14 protein-coding genes are annotated in these 18,184 nt (G+C 70.2%); 8 read left to right on the top strand and 6 right to left on the bottom strand.

Annotation, left to right across the window (positions count from 1 at the left end; all coding sequences use genetic code 11):
• Window positions 1–2,440: Calx-beta domain-containing protein (locus tag VMS22_08240; protein ID HXJ34019.1), on the bottom strand; the 2,440-nt coding region annotated here is incomplete at its 3' end.
• 101 nt (window positions 2,441–2,541) lie between these two features.
• Here VMS22_08240 and VMS22_08235 point away from each other — a divergent pair.
• Together VMS22_08235 and VMS22_08230 are read left to right on the top strand one after the other, a co-directional pair.
• On the top strand, window positions 2,542–3,012 hold the full coding sequence (locus tag VMS22_08235; GenBank protein ID HXJ34018.1) for a helix-turn-helix domain-containing protein: 471 nt from the start codon (window positions 2,542–2,544) through the stop codon (window positions 3,010–3,012).
• A complete protein-coding gene (locus VMS22_08230) occupies window positions 3,009–5,306 on the top strand; it encodes a molybdopterin-dependent oxidoreductase (GenBank protein HXJ34017.1) in 2,298 nt (765 codons plus the stop codon). The genes VMS22_08235 and VMS22_08230 overlap by 4 nt, the downstream gene beginning before the upstream one ends.
• A gap of 44 nt (window positions 5,307–5,350) precedes the next feature.
• On the opposite strand, the gene VMS22_08225 is transcribed toward VMS22_08230, so the two are convergent.
• Window positions 5,351–6,001 carry a response regulator transcription factor gene (locus VMS22_08225; GenBank protein ID HXJ34016.1) on the bottom strand — a complete coding sequence of 217 codons (651 nt, stop codon included), beginning with the start codon at window positions 5,999–6,001 and terminating at the stop codon, window positions 5,351–5,353.
• Between the two features lie 142 nt (window positions 6,002–6,143).
• Between VMS22_08225 and VMS22_08220 the strand changes: the two genes are divergently transcribed.
• Window positions 6,144–10,202 (top strand): hypothetical protein, encoded by a 4,059-nt coding sequence (locus tag VMS22_08220; protein ID HXJ34015.1) that lies wholly within the window; start codon window positions 6,144–6,146, stop codon window positions 10,200–10,202.
• Window positions 10,203–10,300: 98 nt separating this feature from the next.
• Entirely contained in the window at window positions 10,301–11,299 is a 999-nt protein-coding gene (locus VMS22_08215) for an LLM class F420-dependent oxidoreductase (protein ID HXJ34014.1), read from the top strand.
• 18 nt (window positions 11,300–11,317) lie between these two features.
• Here VMS22_08215 and VMS22_08210 read toward each other — a convergent pair whose 3' ends face one another.
• From VMS22_08210 to VMS22_08200, 3 genes are all read right to left on the bottom strand, one after another.
• A complete protein-coding gene (locus tag VMS22_08210; GenBank protein ID HXJ34013.1) occupies window positions 11,318–12,535 on the bottom strand; it encodes a hypothetical protein in 1,218 nt (405 codons plus the stop codon).
• A gap of 14 nt (window positions 12,536–12,549) precedes the next feature.
• Window positions 12,550–13,143 carry a hypothetical protein gene (locus tag VMS22_08205; protein ID HXJ34012.1) on the bottom strand — a complete coding sequence of 198 codons (594 nt, stop codon included), beginning with the start codon at window positions 13,141–13,143 and terminating at the stop codon, window positions 12,550–12,552.
• Window positions 13,144–13,300: 157 nt separating this feature from the next.
• Entirely contained in the window at window positions 13,301–14,077 is a 777-nt protein-coding gene (locus VMS22_08200; GenBank protein ID HXJ34011.1) for a hypothetical protein, read from the bottom strand.
• A gap of 13 nt (window positions 14,078–14,090) precedes the next feature.
• On the opposite strand from VMS22_08200, the gene VMS22_08195 reads away from it, so the two are divergent.
• The 4 genes from VMS22_08195 to VMS22_08180 all read left to right on the top strand — a co-directional run bounded on the left by VMS22_08195 (window position 14,091) and on the right by VMS22_08180 (window position 17,731).
• The gene (locus VMS22_08195) at window positions 14,091–14,402 is read left to right on the top strand and encodes a hypothetical protein (GenBank protein HXJ34010.1); all 312 of its coding nucleotides are present in this window, start codon (window positions 14,091–14,093) and stop codon (window positions 14,400–14,402) included.
• A 43-nt stretch (window positions 14,403–14,445) separates the two neighbouring features.
• Window positions 14,446–15,369, top strand: coding sequence for a cyclase family protein (locus tag VMS22_08190; GenBank protein HXJ34009.1), 924 nt, complete (start codon window positions 14,446–14,448; stop codon window positions 15,367–15,369).
• Window positions 15,370–15,443: 74 nt separating this feature from the next.
• The gene (locus tag VMS22_08185; GenBank protein HXJ34008.1) at window positions 15,444–17,090 is read left to right on the top strand and encodes a L,D-transpeptidase family protein; all 1,647 of its coding nucleotides are present in this window, start codon (window positions 15,444–15,446) and stop codon (window positions 17,088–17,090) included.
• 92 nt (window positions 17,091–17,182) lie between these two features.
• A complete protein-coding gene (locus VMS22_08180) occupies window positions 17,183–17,731 on the top strand; it encodes a DUF882 domain-containing protein (GenBank protein HXJ34007.1) in 549 nt (182 codons plus the stop codon).
• A gap of 13 nt (window positions 17,732–17,744) precedes the next feature.
• Here VMS22_08180 and VMS22_08175 read toward each other — a convergent pair whose 3' ends face one another.
• Window positions 17,745–18,119 (bottom strand): response regulator, encoded by a 375-nt coding sequence (locus VMS22_08175; protein HXJ34006.1) that lies wholly within the window; start codon window positions 18,117–18,119, stop codon window positions 17,745–17,747.
• Window positions 18,120–18,184: the final 65 nt, after the last annotated feature.

The following is an 18,184-nucleotide window of genomic DNA, read 5'->3' as shown; positions in this document are numbered from 1 at the left end:
CGGAGGCGTTCGGGTCGGTCGCCTGCACCGTGATCACCGGCGGCGGCATGTCCGCGATCGTGACCGTGTCCTGGCTCGGCGTCCCGAGGTCGTAGGCTGCACCGTCCGCGAGTGTGAGCGTGACCGTTTCGTTGCCCTCGATGAGTCCGTCGTTCACGGGCGTGATCGTCACGTCGACGGTCGACGAGCCGATCGGGAAGTCGGCGAGGGAGCTGATGATGCTGTAGTCGAGGCCGTTGGTCGCCGTGCCGCCGATCGCGAAGCTCACCGTGAGGGTTGCGGCGGTGCTGCCGGTTCGCGTGAGGGTGAACGTGCCGGCGACCGGGCCCGCCTCGGACGCGTTCGGCATCGACGCCATGATCGTCACGACGGGGAGGGTGCTCGTCGTCGTGCTCGTGCTGGTGGTCGTCGAGGTGGTCGAGGTGGAGGTCGTGGTCGACGACGTGGTGCTGGTCGTGGTGGTCGTCGAGGCGAGCGACGTGCTCGTCGTGGTGCTCGTGCTCGACGTGGTGGTGGTCGTCGTGCCCGGTGTGCCGTCGGCGATCGTCACCGTGGCCATGGCCGGTGTGCCGGCGTCGTACTGCGCCCCGTCGTCGATCGTCACCACGACGGTCTCGTCGCCTTCGACGAGCGCGTCCGGGCCCGGCGTGATCGTCAGGGTCGCCGTGGCCGAGCCGGCGATGAAGTCGACCAGCGAGCTCACGGCCGCGTAGTCGCTGCCGTTCGTCGCCGAGCCACCGACCGTGATGGTCGCCGTGAGCGGGAAGGTCGCATCGCCGGTGCGGGTGAAGGTGAAGGTGCCGGTGTCGGGTCCCACCTCGGACGCGTCGGGATCGGTCGCCTCGACCGTGACGATCGGCGTCGGGTTGTCGGAGATCGTGACGCTGTCCTGCGTCTGCGCGCCCAGGTCGTACGAGGCGCCGGGCTGGAGCGTCAGGGTGACCGTCTCGTCACCCTCCACCGTGCCGTCGTTGGTCGGCGAGATGGTGACGACCGCCGTCGCCGAGCCCGGATCGAAGGCGGCGAGGGAGCTGATGATCGCGTAGTCTGTTCCGTTCGTCGCCGTGCCACCGATCGTGAAGCTGACGGTGAGCTGCATCGACGTGTCGCCCGTGCGCGTGAGGGTGAACGTGCCGTCGTCGGGCCCGACCTCCGAGGCGGCCGGGTCGGTCGCGGCGATCGTCACGATGGGCAGCGTGCTCGTGGTCGTGCTGCTGCTCGTGCTCGTCGACGTGGTGCTGGTCGACGTGGTGGTCGACGACGAGGTGGTGCTCGAGCTGGTCGACGACGACGACGTGGTGCTGCTCGAGGTCGTCGTGCTGGACGAGGTCGACGTGGTGGTGGTCGCCGTGCCGTCGGCAATGGTGACCGTTGCCATCGTGTCGACCCCGAGGTCGTAGTCGACGCCGTCGATGAGCGTCAGGTCGGCGGTCTCGTCGCCTTCGACGTCGGCGTCGGCCATGGGCGTGATCGTGACCACGGCCGTCGACGAGCCAGGGTCGAAGACGGCGAGGGGGCTGATGATCGCGTAGTCGGTGCCGTTCGTGGCCGAGCCGCCGATGGTGACGTTGACGGTGAGCTGCATCGACGTGTCGCCGGTGCGCGTGAGCGTGAAGGTGCCGTCGTCGGGGCCGACCTCGGAGGCGGCGGGATCCGTCGCCACGATCGTCACGAGCGGCAGGGTCGTCGTGGTGGTGGTGCTGCTGCTCGTCGTCGTGGACGTCGACGAGGTGGTGGACGACGACGTCGTGGTCGACGACGAGGTCGTGCTCGTCGTGGACGACGAGGTGGTGGTCGAGGACGAGGTCGTCGTGGAAGACGTCGTGGTCGAGGAGGACGTGGTGGTGGAGGACGACGTCGTGGTGGACGACGACGTGGTCGTGGACGATGACGTGGTGGTCGAGGACGACGTGGTCGTCGAAGAGGACGTCGTCGACGAGGTGCTCGTGGTCGTGGTGTCGGTCGTGCTGGAGCTGCTGCTGGTGCTCGACGACGACGACGTGGTCGTGGGCGGCGGATCGTCGGCGATGGTGACCGTGTCCATCGTGTCGACGCCGAGATCGTAGTCGACGCCGTCGACGAGCGTGAGGGAGACGGTCTCGTCGCCCTCGACGTCGGGATCGGCGAGCGGCGTGATCGTCACGATTGCCGTCGGCGATCCCGGGTCGAAGTCGACCGAGGTGCCGATGGTCGTGTAGTCGGTGCCGTCGGTCGCCGATCCGCTGATCGTGTAGTCGACCGTGAGCCCGGCCGTCGTGTCGCCGACGCGCGTGAGCGTGAACGTGCCGTCGTCGGGGCCGGCCTCCGACGCGCTCGGATCGGTCGCGACGATCGTCACGACGGGCGTCTGCGCGCGTGCCGCGAGCGGGAGGGCGGTCGCAGCGAGCGCAACGAGCCACACGACCGCCGCGCCACGGCCCCCGCCGCTACCACCACCCACGAGTCCACCAATAGCGGGATTGGCCCCGAGGGTCCAACACAGGCACTGCGCACAGCTTGGCTGCCTTGCCTCAGTTCCATTTTGGAACCATAGGATCCCCCGTGCGCTGGCGGGACGTCGGCAAGCTCGACTGCACGATCGCGCGGACGCTGTCCGTGATCGGCGATCGTTGGACGCTTCTCGTCCTGCGCGACCTGTTCCTGGGGACGCGGCGGTTCGACGGGTTCCAGGCGAGCCTCGGCATCTCGCGGCATCGCCTCGCCGACCGGCTCGCGAAGCTCGTGAAGCACGGCGTGCTGCGGCGGGAGCGCTACCAGGATCGGCCGCCGCGCTTCGAGTATCGGCTGACCGAAAAGGGTCACGACCTCTACGGCGTCATCGTCACGATCGCCGGGTGGGGCGACAAGCACATGGCAGGCAGGAAGGGGCCGCCCGTCGAGCGCGTGCACGACCGGTGCGGGCGTGCGACGACGCTGCGGCTCACGTGCGAGCACTGCGGAGATCCGGTGACGGCGCGCGACATGACGGCGCGCCCGGGACGCGGCCACCGCGCGCAACAGGAGGCTCGATGACGACGACGGCAGCGGCAACGGGGACGAATCTTCCGACGGTGTGCGTACTCTGCAGCCACAACTGCGGGATTCGCGTCGACGTGAAGGACGGCCGCATCGTCGCCGTGCGCGGCGACGAGACGAACCCCATCACCCACGGCTACGTGTGCAACAAGGCGTTCAGCATCGCCCATTACGTCGAGCACGGCGACCGCATGCGCCACCCGATGCGCCGCCGTCCCGACGGCACGTTCGAGCAGATCGACTGGGACACGGCGGTCCGCGAGGTCGGCGCCAAGCTGGCCGAGATCCGCCGCCGGCACACACCCCGGTCGATCGCGCTCGTCGGCGTGGGCGGGCAGGGCAACCACATGGACGCGCCCTACGCCCTCGGCTTCCTGCGCGGCATCGGCTCGCGGCGCTGGTTCAACGCGTTCGCCCAGGAGAAGACGCAGCACAACCTGCTCGACCAGTGGATGTTCGACGCGTCGCCGACGGCGTTCCTGCACGCCGACGTGGACCATGCGCGCTTCTTGCTCGTCCTCGGCACGAATCCGAAGATCTCGAACCGCGGCCACAACGCGACCGACACCTTCAAAACGCTCGCCGACGACAAGACGCGCACGGTCGTGGTCGTCGATCCGCGCGAGACCGAGACGACGCGCGGCGCGACGCGGCACCTGCGCGCTCGCCCCGGCACCGATGCCTATCTCCTGCTGGCGATGGCGGCGGTCATCGTGCGCGAGGGGCTCGACGACGAGGCGTTCGTCGACGGGAGCACGATCGGGCTGGACGCGCTGCGCGCCGAGCTCGCGGCCGTCGACGTGGCGCGGATGGCGGCGCGCTGCGGCCTCGACGTCGACGCCGTCCTCGAGACGGCGCGCGGCTTCGCCCAGGCCGAGTCGGCGGCCATCTTCTTCGATCTCGGCGTCGAGCAGACCCCGTTCTCGACCCTCATCTCCTACCTGATCCGCGCGCTGCTCGTGCTCACGAACAACCTCGGGCGGACCGGCGGCTGCGTGTTCCTCGAGTCGTTCCTGCCGCCCGTCGTCGACCCGAGCCTGGTCCGCGATCCCGAACGGGCACTCGTGTCGGGCATTCCCGCCATCCGCGCGCTCGGCAACGCCGGCATGTTCTCGCCTTCGCTCGTGCCCGAGGAAATCCTGGTCGATCACCCCGAGCGCATCCGCGCGGTCGTCGTCGAGGGGTCGAACCCGCTCCTCTCGTACTCGGACGCGCAGCGCTGGCGCGCGGCGCGCGAGAAGCTGGATCTCCTCGTCGTCATCGACCCCGCGATGACCGAGACGGCGCGGCTCGCCGACTACGTCCTCCCCACGCCGACCGGGTACGAGAAGTGGGAGACGGCGGCGTTCCCGCGCGGCGCGCCGGAGATCTTCGTGCAGGTGCGGCCGCCGGTCGTGCCGATGATGCCCGACACGCTCCCCGAGCCCGAGATCTACGTCCGCCTCGCGGAGGCGATCGGGCTCTTCGGGGAGCCGCCCGCCGAGCTCCACGAGCTGGCGAAGCACGCGCACACGCCCGAGGGGGCGATGGCCTTCCTCGGCACCGCGCAAGCGGCCGCCACGCAGGGCGAGAACCAGCTCATCTTCTGGACCTATCGGACGCTGGGGCCGTACCTGCCGTCGCCGTCGCTGGCGGCGATGTGGCTGCTCGCCCACTTGAACGCCATGTTCCGCACCGAAAGCGTCGTGCGCACGCTCGGCCCCGAGTGGGAGGGGAAGATGCCCTTCGATCTCGGCACCGAGATCTTCCGCCGCATCGTCGAGCACCCCGAGGGCGTCGAGATCGCGCGCCAGCGCATGGCGACGAACCTCGAGGACCACCTCGGCTTCGCCGATCGCAAGTTGCGGCTCGCGCCCGAGCCGATGATGGGCGAGATCCGGCGTGCGATCGCGACCGAGCCCACGGTCGATCCCGCATACCCCCTCGTCATGGCGGCCGGGCTCCGCACGCGCTGGACGGCCAACACCGTGCAGCGCGATCCCGCGTGGCGGAAGGGGAAGGGGCCGCACTGCGCCCTCAACCTCTCGCCGGGCGACGCCACGTCCCTAGGCATCCGCGACGGCGACCAGGTGCGGGTTTCCACGCATCGCGGCAGCCTCACCATGCCGGCGCAGCTCGACCCGAAGCTCATGACGGGCCACGTCTGGATGCCGAACGGCTTCGGCATGGTTTCGGCCGACGGCGTCGTCAACGGCGCGAACCAGAACGAGCTGACGGACGTCGCGGATCGGGATCCGTTCACCGGGATCCCGCACCACCGGTACGTGCGGGTCCGCGTCGAGCGCGTCTAGGGGACCGTCGTCGCGGGAACGCGCGCGCCGACCGTTCGCATCTCTCAGGCTTCGAGGATGCGGCTGCGGATCGCGAAGCGCACCAGCTCGGCCGTGTTGTGGAGATCGAGCTTCTCCATGACGCGCTTGCGGTGGCTCTCGGCCGTGTGGATGGAGATGTCGAGGAGGCTCGCGATCTCCTTGCTGGACCGGCCCTCGGCGATGAGCTGCAGGACCTGGCGCTCGCGATCTGTCAGGATGGCCAGCGCGTCGTCGGTGGCCGGCGCCTCGGGGGCGAGGAAGCTCTCGCGCAGGAGCGACGACACGGCCGGGCTGAAGAACGATCCGCCGCCGGCGACGGCCTTCACCGCACGCACGAGGTCGAGGTCGTCGGCGTCCTTGAGAACGTAGCCGTGCGCACCGGCCTTGAGGCTGCGGCGCACATACGCCACGTCGCCGTGCATGCTGAGGATCACGATCTTGACGGCAGGATCGACCTTCGCCATCTGCGCGGCGGCGTCGATGCCGTTGAGCAACGGCAGGCCGATGTCGACGATCGCCACCGTGGGGTGGAGCTGGCGGACCAGCTCCACCGCCGCCAGCCCGTCGCCCGCCTCGCCCACCACGCCGATCTCGCCGTCGGCCTGCAGGATGCGGCGGACGCCCTGGCGCACGAGCGTGTGATCGTCCGCGAGCACTACCGTGAGTCGTCCCATGCGCCGTCCTGCCGCACGCCTTTAGTCGATTGTCGCCCCGCAACCTAGTCCCGTCCGAATGGGATGCCCCCCGAGAAAAGGCGGCGAACCTACCTGGATACGGGATGCCGGACCGGCGGTCGGGGCACGTAGCAGCAGGGCCATGCGGATGCTTGCCAAGGCCGTTGCGCCGGTGATGGCCGTCCTCGCGCTCGCCGCGACCGGGCACGCGCAGAGCGCGGCCAGGTGTCAGGCGGACACGTCGAAGGCCTATGCGAAATACGTCCAGACGCGCAGCAAGCTCCTGCAGAAGTGCGAGGACGGGAAGGTCAGCGGAAGGCTGCCGGCATCCCAGGTCTGCGCGAACGAGACGCAGACCGCCACGCTCGTCGCCCGGGCCCGCGATCGGCTCCTCGCCAAGATCACGGCCTCGTGCGGCGGCGCCGACGGCGCCTGCGGCACGGGCGACGACCTCCCGCTGGCGTCGATCGGATGGGGGAGCGATCCCACCTGTCCCGGTTTTCCGGCGGGAAGCTGCAGCGGTTCCATCGCGAGCTGCGGCGACGTCGGCACCTGCGTCGCGTGCGTCGGCGACGCAGCCGTCGATCAGTCGATCGCGCTCTACTACGGCGGCCTCGCGAGCGGGCAGTTCGGCAGCGCCTCGGCGGTGAACCGCTGCCAGCGCGCCATCGGTCGCTACGCGTCGAAGTTCCTCAAGGCGAAGTCGAAGACGCTCGCGCGCTGCTGGCAGGGCCGCTTCAAGGGCCAGCACGCGAACGACTGCCCGAGCCCCGGCGACGGCCGCGCGGCGCTCCTCATCCAGCGCGCGGAGGCGCGCGCACGCTCGAGCCTCTGCAACGCGTGCGGCGGTGCGGACGCGGCGTGCGGCGGCAGCGACGACCTGACGCCGGCGCAGATCGGCTTCGCGGCCTCGTGTCCGTCCGTGACCGTGCCCGGCGGCAGTGCGTGCGGCGGACCGATCGGAGACCTCTCGGCGCTCGTCGACTGCGTGGCGTGCGTGACCGAATTCGACGTCGACTGCGTCGACTCGCTGGGCGTGCACGCGCTCGACCCGTATCCGGCCGAGTGCCGCGGCGGTCCGACGACCACGACCACCAGCACGACGCAGCCGCCGGCGTCGACGACCAGCACGTCGACGACGCAGCCGCCGGGATCGACGACCACCACGACCCTGCCGCCGGGCGCGAGCTTCCTCGACTTCACGACCCGTCCGGCGGGCGGCGTATGCGGGCACACGTACAGCGACACGGCGGGCACCGCGGTGCTGAAGAACCTCACCTGCGGCGGCCTCAGCCTCGGCGCCGGTGGCTCGACCGTTCCGGAGGGGCCGACGCCCGACGGATCGACCAGCCGTTTCACCGCCGACTGCGTCGGCACGACCTGCACGCTCGGGGCGACCACGGCGTCCGGCCCGAGCTTCGACTGCACGGATGCCGGCTGCAAGTTCGGGGCGCCGCTGCCGATCGTCAACGGATCGCTGTCGACCTGCGTGCAGAACACGTTCGCGGCGCCCGCGACCGGTACGCTCGACACGGCAACCGGCGCCGCGAGCACCAACGTGTCGCTCGACTCGAACACCGTCGTGACCGGAGTCAGCGCGCAGCCGTGTCCCATCTGCCGGAGCGGATCGGTCTCGGGCCCGGCCTGCGCCGGAACGCCCGGCAGCCCGTGCACGGGCGTCTGCGAAGGCAGCCCCAACCAAGGAAGCCCCTGCGTCAGCACGAACTCCCAGGGTCTCTCGCGCGACTGTCCGCTACCGGCGTCGGGCCCGGCGGGAAACCGCTGCTACAAGGGGACCAACAACAACGGCGCTTGCACGTCGAGCAGCCAATGTCCCGGCGGCGGCGTGTGCGCCGTCTTCGTCGGACAGATAGGGGTCAATCTGACGCCGCTCGCGACCAGCACGCGAGAGCTGTCGTCGTCCACGGGACTGTTCTGTCCCTCGCAGGCGAGCGCAGGATGCTTCACGAATCCGAACAGCAGCTCCTGTCGCCTGATCCGTGAGACGGGCGTGCCGTCCGGACCCATCACGCCCAACGTCGCGGCGACCGCGACGCTCGCGTCGACCTTCTGCGTGCCCGCCACCGGCAACCTGCTGATCGACGGCGCGGCGTCGCTACCGGGTCCCGGAGCGATCACGCTCCCGGGCACCGTGCTGCTCCTGCAGGCGAGCACCACGACCTCGACGATGCCGTCGGGCTCGACGACGACGAGCACCAGCACAACCGCGGTGCCCACCACGACCAGCACGTCGACGTCGACGGCGGCGACGCCCACGACCACCAGCACGAGCACGACGACGACCCTGCCGGCCGGAACGACGGTCCTCGACTTCACTACCACGCCGGGAGCCGGCGTGTGCGGCACGTCGCGGGACGGGACCTCGGGGCTGATCCAGAACCTCGGATGCGGCACGCTCAATCTCGGTGGAGGGGGCTCGAGCGTTCCGGAGGGTCCCGTCCCCGACGGTGCGACCAGCCGCTACGTCGTCACGAGCTGCGCGGGCAGTGATTGCACGCTCGCGCCGACGAACGCTCCGGCCGGCGTGATCGACTGCACCGGCACCGGCTGCAACTTCGGTCCGCCGCTCCCGATCCCGAACGCGGGTCTCTCGACGTGCATCGTGAACACGCTCGCCGCTCCGGGGAGCGGCACGGTGAACACCGCGACGGGCGTCTTGTCGCTCGGGGTTCCGCTCGACTCGCACGTATTCGTCACCGGGAACGAGGCGCAACCGTGCCCGCTGTGCTCCGCGACCGGATCGCCGAGCAACCCGGGCGTCGGGACGTGCAACGGCGGAACCAATTCCGGCGGCGCCTGCGTCAGCACGAACTCGCAGGGGCTCTCGTCCGATTGCCCGCCGACCGGCAGCGACCTCGGATCGATCTCGGTCGACCTGACGCCGGTCGTGACCGGCACGGCGAGCGACTCGGATCTCGCAGGGCTCTTCTGTCCGGGACAGACCGCGGGTGGCGGCGAGGGCTGTTTCGGCAGCACCGCGTGTCGATCGTTCTCGCAGACCGGAACTCCGGCGGGCGCGCTCGTGCCGGACACCCCGCAGCCGGTCGCGCTCGCGTCGGCGTTCTGCATCCCGGCCACGGGGAATCTCCTCATCGACGGCGCGGCCAGCCTCCCGGGTCCGGGCGCGGCGAGTCTCTCGGGCACGGTCACGCTCTCCGACGTCGGCGTCACGACGACCACGACGACGCTCGCGCCACCCACCACCACCAGCACGACGGGTGCGTCGACGACCAGCACGCCCACGACCACCAGCACCAGCACGACGACGCTCCTTCCGCCGCTCCTCCCGTTGACCGTCGAGTTCTCGAGCACCGGCGGCGGGGGGACCTGCGGATCGACGCGCAACGGCGCGGGCACGATCGTGCAGAACCTCGCCTGCGGCGATCTCGCGCTGGGAGGTGGAGCATCGACACTGCCGCCGTCGACGCTCCCGGACGGCGCCGTCAATCACTTCGCGCTCAACGCCTCCGACCTCGGCTGCGTCCTGTCGCTGCTCACGGCGTGTCCGTTGAGCGCGACCACGTCCGCCGGGCCGGGCTTCGACTGTACGACCACGGGGTGTTTCTTCGGTCCTCCGGTGCCGGTGCCGAACGGTGGCCTCTCGGTGTGCGGCGTCAGCACCTTCGCGAGCCCGTCGAGCGGAACCGTGAACCTGGTGACCGGCGCCACCACGGCCAACGTCGCGCTCGACTTGCATCTCTTCGTCACCGGCAACTCGACGCAGCCGTGCCCGCGCTGCTCGGCGACCGGCACGCCGGGCGCTCCGGGCAGCGGCACCTGCGACCGCGGCGCGCGCGCCGGGCTCGGGTGCACCACGATGAACTCGCACGGCCTCTCGAAGGACTGCCAGCCCGGCGGCAGCGACGGCAGCTTCGATCTGGGCTCGCTGCTCGCGAACCTCTCGCCCGTGACGACGGGGACGGCGAGCAAGTCGAATCCGCTCGGCCTCTTCTGCCCGGGTCAGACGTCCGCCGGTTGCTTCGGCGCGGCGAGTTGTAGGTCCATCACCGAGACCGGCGCCGCGCCGAACGCCGCACTCTCGGCCGTGACCCCGCAACCCGCGACGCTCGCATCGACCTTCTGCGTTCCGGCGAGCGGCAATCTGCTGGTCGACGGGTCCGCCGATCTCCCGGGACCCGCCGCCATCAGCCTCCCCGGGACGATCCGCTCGCAGATGTGAGCGGCGGCGACACGGCGTCCACGCGTAGACCACCACCCCGCGTGGACGCCGTGCCGCCGGTGGATTCCCCACAGCCCGCGCGCTATGGCCTGCCGGTCATGAAGCTCGGCCTCATGCTCGGCTACTGGATGTTCGGCCCCGAGGATCCCATCGACCTCGTCCTCGAAGCCGAGCGCCTCGGCTACGACTCCGTCTGGACCGCCGAAGCCTACGGCTCCGACGCCGTGTCGTACCTCTCGTGGATGGGTGCGCGCACGACGAAGATCAAGCTCGCGACCGGCATCATCCAGATCTCGGCACGCACGCCCGCCTGCGTCGCCATGACGGCGATGACGATCGACCACCTCTCCAAGGGACGGCTGATCCTCGGTCTCGGCGTGTCGGGCCCGCAGGTCGTCGAAGGATGGTACGGACAGGCCTTCCCGCGCCCGATGGAGCGCACGCGCGAGTACGTGGCGCTCTTGCGCCAGATGATCCGACGCGAGGGCCCGGTCGTGTTCGAGGGCAAGCAGTACCAGCTGCCGCTGCGCGGGGGCTCCGGGCTCGGCAAGCCGCTCAAGCTCATCAACGCGCCGCTGCGCACGCACATCCCGATCTACATCGGCGCCGAGGGCCCGAAGAACATCGCGATGGTGCTCGAGATCGCCGACGGATGGCTGCCGCTGTACTACTCGCCCTACCGGCCCGAGGTGTACGCGGAGTCGCTCAGGGACATGCGCCCCGGCTTCGAGGTCGCATGCCCGGTGACCGTGTCGGTGAACGACGATCTCGAGGCGGCGCTCCAGCCCGTGAAGTACATGCTCGCCTTCTACATCGGCGGCATGGGCGCCAAGGGGAAGAACTTCCACCTGAACCTGGTGAAACGCTTCGGCTTCGAACGCGAGGCCGACGAGGTGCAGCGGCTCTTCCTCGAGGGCAAGCGCGCGGAGGCGGCGGCCGCCGTGCCCGACCGGTTCGCCGACGAGATCTCCCTGTGCGGCTCGGCCGCTCGCATCAAGGATCGCGCCCAGGCGTGGAAGAAGAGCCCCGTCACGACGATGCTGGTGGGAAGCCGCGACGCGGCGGCGGTCCGGATCCTCGCCGACGCATTGCTCTGATGGAGCGCGCGTCGAGCGCTAGAACGTGCCCTCGATGCCCCCCGCCGGGATGACGGTGTCGTTGCGTAGGCCCTGGTCGTTCAGCGCGTAAATGCCGTTCGCGTAGAGCATCACGTTGCCCCACACGACGACGCGGATGCCGAACGAGAGGTCGGAGGTGTCCTTGCGACCGAAGTTGAGGCCGAGCAGGGGCTCGCTCACCGTCTGGCCGTTGCTCAGGTGCAGGAACGAGGTGTCGTCGGGCTCCGCGGTGCCTTCGAACTGGCTGCGCCCGAGGTAGGCGAGGTTGAAGTTGATGCGCTTGGTGATGTCGACGTCGACGCCGATGCCGTAGCTCGCCGCGCTCTTCGACACGTTGCTGGCGTCATAGTCGATGCCGAGGTTCATGGTCGGCTCGACACGATCCCACAGTACGGTCGAGAGATAGAGGAAGGGCGACACCTCGACGTCACCCGTGCCCTGGAAGTTGCCATGGCTGCCGGAGGGCAGGCGGAGCACGAGCCCCGCGGCCGAGCGCAGCCAGTCGAGGCGCGGGAGCTGATACTTCGCGCGCAGCAGGATGTCGCCGACGCCGACCGGATTGCCGTTCTCGTAGCCGACGCGCTCCGGCCCGGTCGACGGCGTGAACACGCCGTCGAGACCCGCCGTCGCCACCTCCTGCGCATGCACGCCGAGGCGCATGTTGGTGGCGATGATCGGCAGGAGGATGTTGAGGTCGAGGTCGTCGAGCACGCCCCAGGTGAAGCTGACGGTGGTCACGTAGTTCTGGAGCGCCAGGCTGTAGCGCAGGGTCTGGGCGCGGAAGCCGATCTGGTTGCCGCCGGCGTCGAAGGCGGTCGTGACGATGGGGTCGTTGTTCTGGAGGCGCGTGAGCTGCGTGCCGTCGAATTCGTTGAATTCGACGTACTGGAAGCTGACGCTCACGTTGAACTTGTTCCGGCCGAGGGTGTCGGGGCGCTCGAGGAAGACCGGACCCAGCGTCTCCGACGTCCGCTCGAAGACTTCCAGGGTCGGGTTGTACCGATAGGTGAAGCCCGCCGACGCCGAGGTGATGGGCAGGGCGCGGGCTGCGAAATCGGCGATGTTGTCGGCGAAGGCGTCGAAGGCCGACGTCGGCGCGATGCCGACGGTCTGGGAGGCGTCGCTGAGCTTGCGCTCGAGCGAGCGCGCCCCGGCGAGCCCGGGTGCGGCGAGCAGGGCGATGGCGGTGATGATGGGGAGGATGGATCGACGCATGCTCTCTCCTTCGGCTAGCGTACGAAGACGCCGGAGACCCGTTGGATTCGTCGCAGCTCGCGTTTCAGCTGATTCGTGCTCCGATACAGAAAACGGGCGCGGCGTGCCAGGTCGGGGACCGGCTTCGCCAGCGCGCGCGCCAGCGGACGTACCAGGGGCGACGTGCCGGCGACGAGCTCGAGCCCGGCCCGCGCGCGGATCTGGGCCACGGTCGAGCCGTTGGCGGGGAGCGGCAGCGGAATGCGTCCCGCCAGCGCGTCGGACGTGGTCGCGAGATCACCGCCGACGATCTCGAGCGTGCTCATGATCGTGACGCGCGGTCCCTCGGGGAGCTGGCTCGTGGCGACGAGCTCCTGCAGCTCCGCGACCATCGCCCCGAGCTCCACGGCGCGCCGGTAGGCGTCGAGCACGGGCTCGCAGGTGATGCGGCTCGGCACGGAGTGATGGACGCACGCGCCGGCCATGCACAGGTCGGTCGTGCAGGGGTCGCCGTCGTCGGCGCACATGGTTCCGTCGGGCAGGTCGCACGGGTCGACACCCTGTGCGCGGGCAGCGGAACCGGCGATGGCCAAGCCGATGGCAAGGGCGAGGTATAGCGACCGCACCATCCCGGGTTATACTCCGAAACGTGCGGGTGGGGCATCCAGGGGCGGGGGTGGTGGTCGGGGTGGCCATGGCGCTCGCCATCGGCTCCGCGCACCCGGGTGGGGCCCGGCTCGTCGGCGAGCTGGAAGTCTACGACGTCGTGCCCGACCAGACCTCGGTTCATGTCCGTGCAGGCACCCGCAAGCAGTTTGCGGTGTGGGCCGGGGGCGAGGGCCTCCTATATCGTTGGACGTTCGACGACCTTCCCGTCGGCGAGCGCCGGAGCTGGACGCTCGACGCGACGGTCGAGCTCGCCGGCACCCACCGCGTCGCCGTCGCCATCGAGGGCCCGGATGGACGCGTCGGCCGGAGCTGGGACGTTACGATCGACGTCCCGGCCGGGATGACGACGTCCTCCCCGTCGACGTCGACCGAGCCCACGACGAGCTCGACCACGTCGAGCACGACGACCAGCACGACGGCGGCGATCGCGACCACCTCGACGAGCAGCAGCTCGACGACGACCACGTCGACGAGCACGTCGTCGTCCACGTCGACGACGTCGTCGACGAGCTCGAGCTCCACGACCCAGGCGCCGACCACGACCACGTCGTCGACGAGCGGCGCCTCCGCCTCGACCGAGCCCTCGTCCACGTCGCTCGTTCCCACCACCGTGCCGACGTCGACCACGTCGTCCACGGAGACGACGACGTCCACCAGCTCGTCGACCCGACGCGCGACCACCTCCACGACGACGTCCACACGGGCGCCGACCACGAGCCGGCCCTCGACCACGTCGACCACACGGGCACCCACCACGACGCGGCCGTCCACGACCTCGACCACGCGCGCCCCGACGACGACCAGCACGTCGTCGACGCGCCCGACCACGACGACCACGGCGCCGGTCACGACGACGACCGCGCCGCCGCCTGCCACGAGAGCCGCCGGCGGCATCAGCTCCCAGGAGGTGCGCGCGCTCCTCGATCGCTACGCAGCGGCGTGGCGGGCGCGCGACCCCGAAGCGCTCCGCACGATCGGGCAGGTGTCGTCACCGAGCCAGGTCGAGTCGCTGCGCTCCTACTTCCGGACCGTCCAGGACCTCGACGTCGACGTGACCGTGCTCGACATCAGGACGTCCGGCGACGAGGCCTTCGTGCGCTTCATACGGCGCGACACGTTCAAGGATCCCGCCGGCAACCTCGTCACGAAGGAATCGCCACCCATCGAGAAGCGCATCGTCCGTACGGCGGGCGGTCTCCGCTTCGCCCCCGCCCAATGACGCTCGTGCACCCCGAGGGTCGTCGTGCTAACGGACGCGCGACATGACGCCGGCGCTGACGGAGCTCGCCCGCAAGGTCTCGAACTGGGGGCGTTGGGGCGCCGACGACGAACGGGGAACCGTGAACTTCATCACGCCCGAGGTCGTCCGGCGAGCGGCGGGATGCGTGCGGCGGGGGCAGGTCTTCAGCCTCGGGCTCACCTTCGGCGCCGAGGGCCCGCAGTTCGGGCAGGCCGGCCGCGTGAACCCCCTGCACATCATGACCTCGACGCACGGTCAGATGACGCCCGATCCCGCCGGGCCGCGCTACGCCGACGACGTGATCGTCATGCCGCTGCAGTGCGCGACCCAGTGGGACAGCCTCGCGCACGTCCACTATGGCGGCCAGCTCTACAACGGACACGCCGCGTCCGCGATCACGCCGTCGGGCGCGGAGCGCAACGGCATCGACAAGATGTCGGCCGGAATCATCTCGCGCGGCGTGCTGCTCGACGTGGCGCGGCTGAAGGGCGTCGAGTCGCTCGGACCGGGCCAGGTCATCTCCCCGGCCGACCTCGAGGCGGCGGAGAAGCGGCAGGGTAGCCGGGTCGAGCGCGGCGACGTGCTCCTCGTCCGTACCGGCTACATGCGCGTCTTCACTGTGTACGGCGAACGTGTCTATTACATGAAGCAGATGCCCGGGCTCGGCGTCGAAACCATCGAGTGGCTCCACGCGCGCGAGATCGCGGCCGTGGCGAGTGACACGAACATGGTCGAGGTCTATCCGCCCGAGGACCCGACCGTCCTTTTCCCATTCCACGCGATCTGCATTCGCGACATGGGACTGACGCTCGGGGAGATGTTCGACTTCGAGGCGCTCGCCGCCGACTGCGCAGCGGACGGCGTCTGGGAATGCCTGTTCACCGCACCGCCGCTCCGGGTGACGGGTGGCGTTGGATCGCCGCTCAATCCGCTCGCCGTGAAGTAGAAACAGAGGAAATCGTGAGGTCCAGCCGGGTCGGCACGAGGCGTGCATTCGCTTCGGGCGCCCCTGCGCCCGTCATGTCGCCGACACTTCGCCTACCCATCCTCGCCATCCTGCTCCTCGTCGGCCTGGGAATGCCCGCCCGCGCCGGCGCAGCCTCCGATTCCGCGGTGGCGTCGGCGGTGAATGCCCTCCTCGCGAGCGGGGACCCGCTCGTCGTCGACGGTGTCACCTTGAACGCGTCCCAGGTCTGGGCCCTGTACGAGGGCCGGTCGGGGTCAGCCCTTTGGCAGGGCCGTGTCGAGGCCGTGACAAAAATTCTCGCCGCGGCGAACGACGAAGGACTCGATCCCGCCACGTATCACGTCGCGGCGATCATCGCGCGCACGCACAGCGAGTCGGCGGAGGGCATGGCCGCGCTCGACCTGCTCGTCTCGGACGGCTTGCTGCGCTACGCGTACGACGTCCGCTACGGCCACAGCCGCCCGAGCCACGTTACGGCCGAGGTGGCGCTCGATCCCGCGCCCGATCCGGTGCCGCTCGTGCGTTCCATCGCCGCCCTGCCGGATCCGAGCCCCGCCCTGGAGGATCTCCCCCCGAAGCATGCTGCGTATCGGGGACTTCGCGCCGCGCTGGCCTCGTACCGGGCCGCGTTCGCCGATGGAAAGCGCTGGCCGACCGTCCCCGATGGGCCGACCATCCGACCCGGAAACAACGACGCGGCGGTGCCGGCGCTGCGCGCACGCCTGATCGCGAGCGGCGACCTCGCTCCCGGCCCCGACCACGGGTCACGGCACTACGACGCGAACCTCGTCGCCGCGATGAAGCGGTTCCAGGACTGTCACGGCCTCGCGCCCGACGGCGTCGTCGGTCCGCGCGGGCGCGCCGCTCTGAACGTCGGAATCGCCGAGCGCATCCAGCAGATCATCGTCAACATGGAGCGCTGGCGCTGGGTCCCCGACGAGCTCGGCAACCCGCGCATCGTGGTGAACATCGCCGCCGCCCGGCTGCGCCTCATCGACGAGGACGGCACGCCGGTCATGGAGATGCCGGTCATCGTCGGGGAGACCGACAAGATGACGCCCATGTTCAGCAGCGCCATCACGCACGTCATCTTCAACCCCACCTGGACGGTGCCGGACAAGATCGCGCGCAAGGAGCTCCTGCCCAAGGTGCAGCGCGACAAAGCCTACTTCGAGCGCCAGGGGATCCACCTGATCGGGGGCTGGCAGCCCAGGGCCGCGGGAGACGATCCCGAGAAGCTCGACTGGTCCGGCGCGCGAGGCGCGGCCTCGTTCCGCCTCCGGCAGGCGCCGGGACCACAGAACCCGCTCGGGCGCGTCAAGTTCCTGGTCCCGAACGTGTTCGGCGTCTATCTCCACGACACGAACTCGAAGCGCCTGTTCGCCAAGGAGCAGCGCACGCTCTCCCACGGCTGCGTGCGGGTCGGCGACGCGCTCGGCCTGGCCGATCATCTGCTCGACGGCGCGCAAGGCTGGAGCGAGGCGCGTCGCGAGCGGATCCTGTCCGGTTGGAACACGACGACCATCACGCTCGCACACCCGATCCCCGCCCATCTCATGTACGAGACGGCGTGGGTCGACGCCGATGGCCGCATGCACTTCGTCGACGATCCGTACGGCCGCGACCATCGACTCTCCGAGGCCCTCGCGGGCCACGCCGTCGAGCCGGTGAGCGAGCGGGTCGAGACCGCCGAGCCCTGATCGCGACGCGAAAAAAAGTGCGTCCAGGGGGTTGAGCGCGCGAGCGCTCCCCGTGTAAGAGGGCCGCACATCGTCACGTCTGGGGAGGGGGCATGGCTGCGGTCACCTTGCGGAGCCGTCGCGACATACTGCGGCTCGCGAGTGGCTTCGCCATCGGGGCACTCGTGGGCCCCGGGCGGGCCGCCGCGAGCAATTGGGACGAGCGGGCGCTGTCGCTCTATTCAATCAACACCGGCGAGTACCTGACCGTCGAGTACTTCGCCGAAGGCTGCTACCAGCGCGAGGCGTTGAGCGAGGTGAACCGCCTCTGCCGCGATCATCGCACCGGCGAGGAGTGCGCCATCGATCCGCGGCTACTCGACCAGCTCTTCGCCCTGCGCACCAGGCTCGGAACTCGCGAAGCCTACCAGCTCGTGTGCGGTTACCGCTCGGCCGAGACGAACGCGCTGAAGCGCCTGCACAGCCACAGCGTCGCGTCCAACAGCTACCATCTCACGGGACGCGCCGCAGACGTGTTCCTGCCCGACCGCGATCTGCGCACGCTCCGCAGGGCCGCGCTCGCGATGGGTGCGGGCGGCGTCGGCTACTACCCGCGCAGCGGGTTCGTCCACCTCGACACCGGACCCGTACGGTCCTGGTAGGTCATGGCGCGGCTCAGCCGGCGCAGGACAGGCACGCCGCGACGAGCGAGAGCAGCGCCTGCGGGCGGAAGAGCTTCGGCGAGAAGAACGCGCCGATCGTCTGCGCGTCGTCGGCGTGTTCGGCGGCGGCCGTGCCCGACGTCAGGACCACCCGCAGCGACGGGTCGCGACGGCGGAAGGCGGCGACCAGATCGGCGGCGCGCAGCGCGCCGAGGTCGGCATCGACGATCGCGAGCGCGTGGCGTCCCGGGTCGAGCAGGTCGACGGACGTGTGCGGATCGACGGTCCAGTCGACGTGATAGCCGGCGGCCACCAGCGCGTCGGCAACGTACTGGCACCAGCTCTGGCTGCGGTCGACGACGAGAACGGCTTTGTCGGCGCGATGCATGGCGCGGCGGAGAGCAATGCACGTGCCCGCGGCAGCGCTGCGGAATGCCGCCCTTTCGTTCCGGC

The sequence above is a fragment of the Candidatus Eisenbacteria bacterium genome (assembly GCA_035577985.1).
In the GTDB taxonomy this organism is placed as follows: Bacteria; Desulfobacterota; Binatia; order DP-6; family DP-6; genus DATJZY01.
Note: the sequence above shows the minus strand (reverse complement) of the source record. Positions and strands in the feature narration are given on the sequence as shown.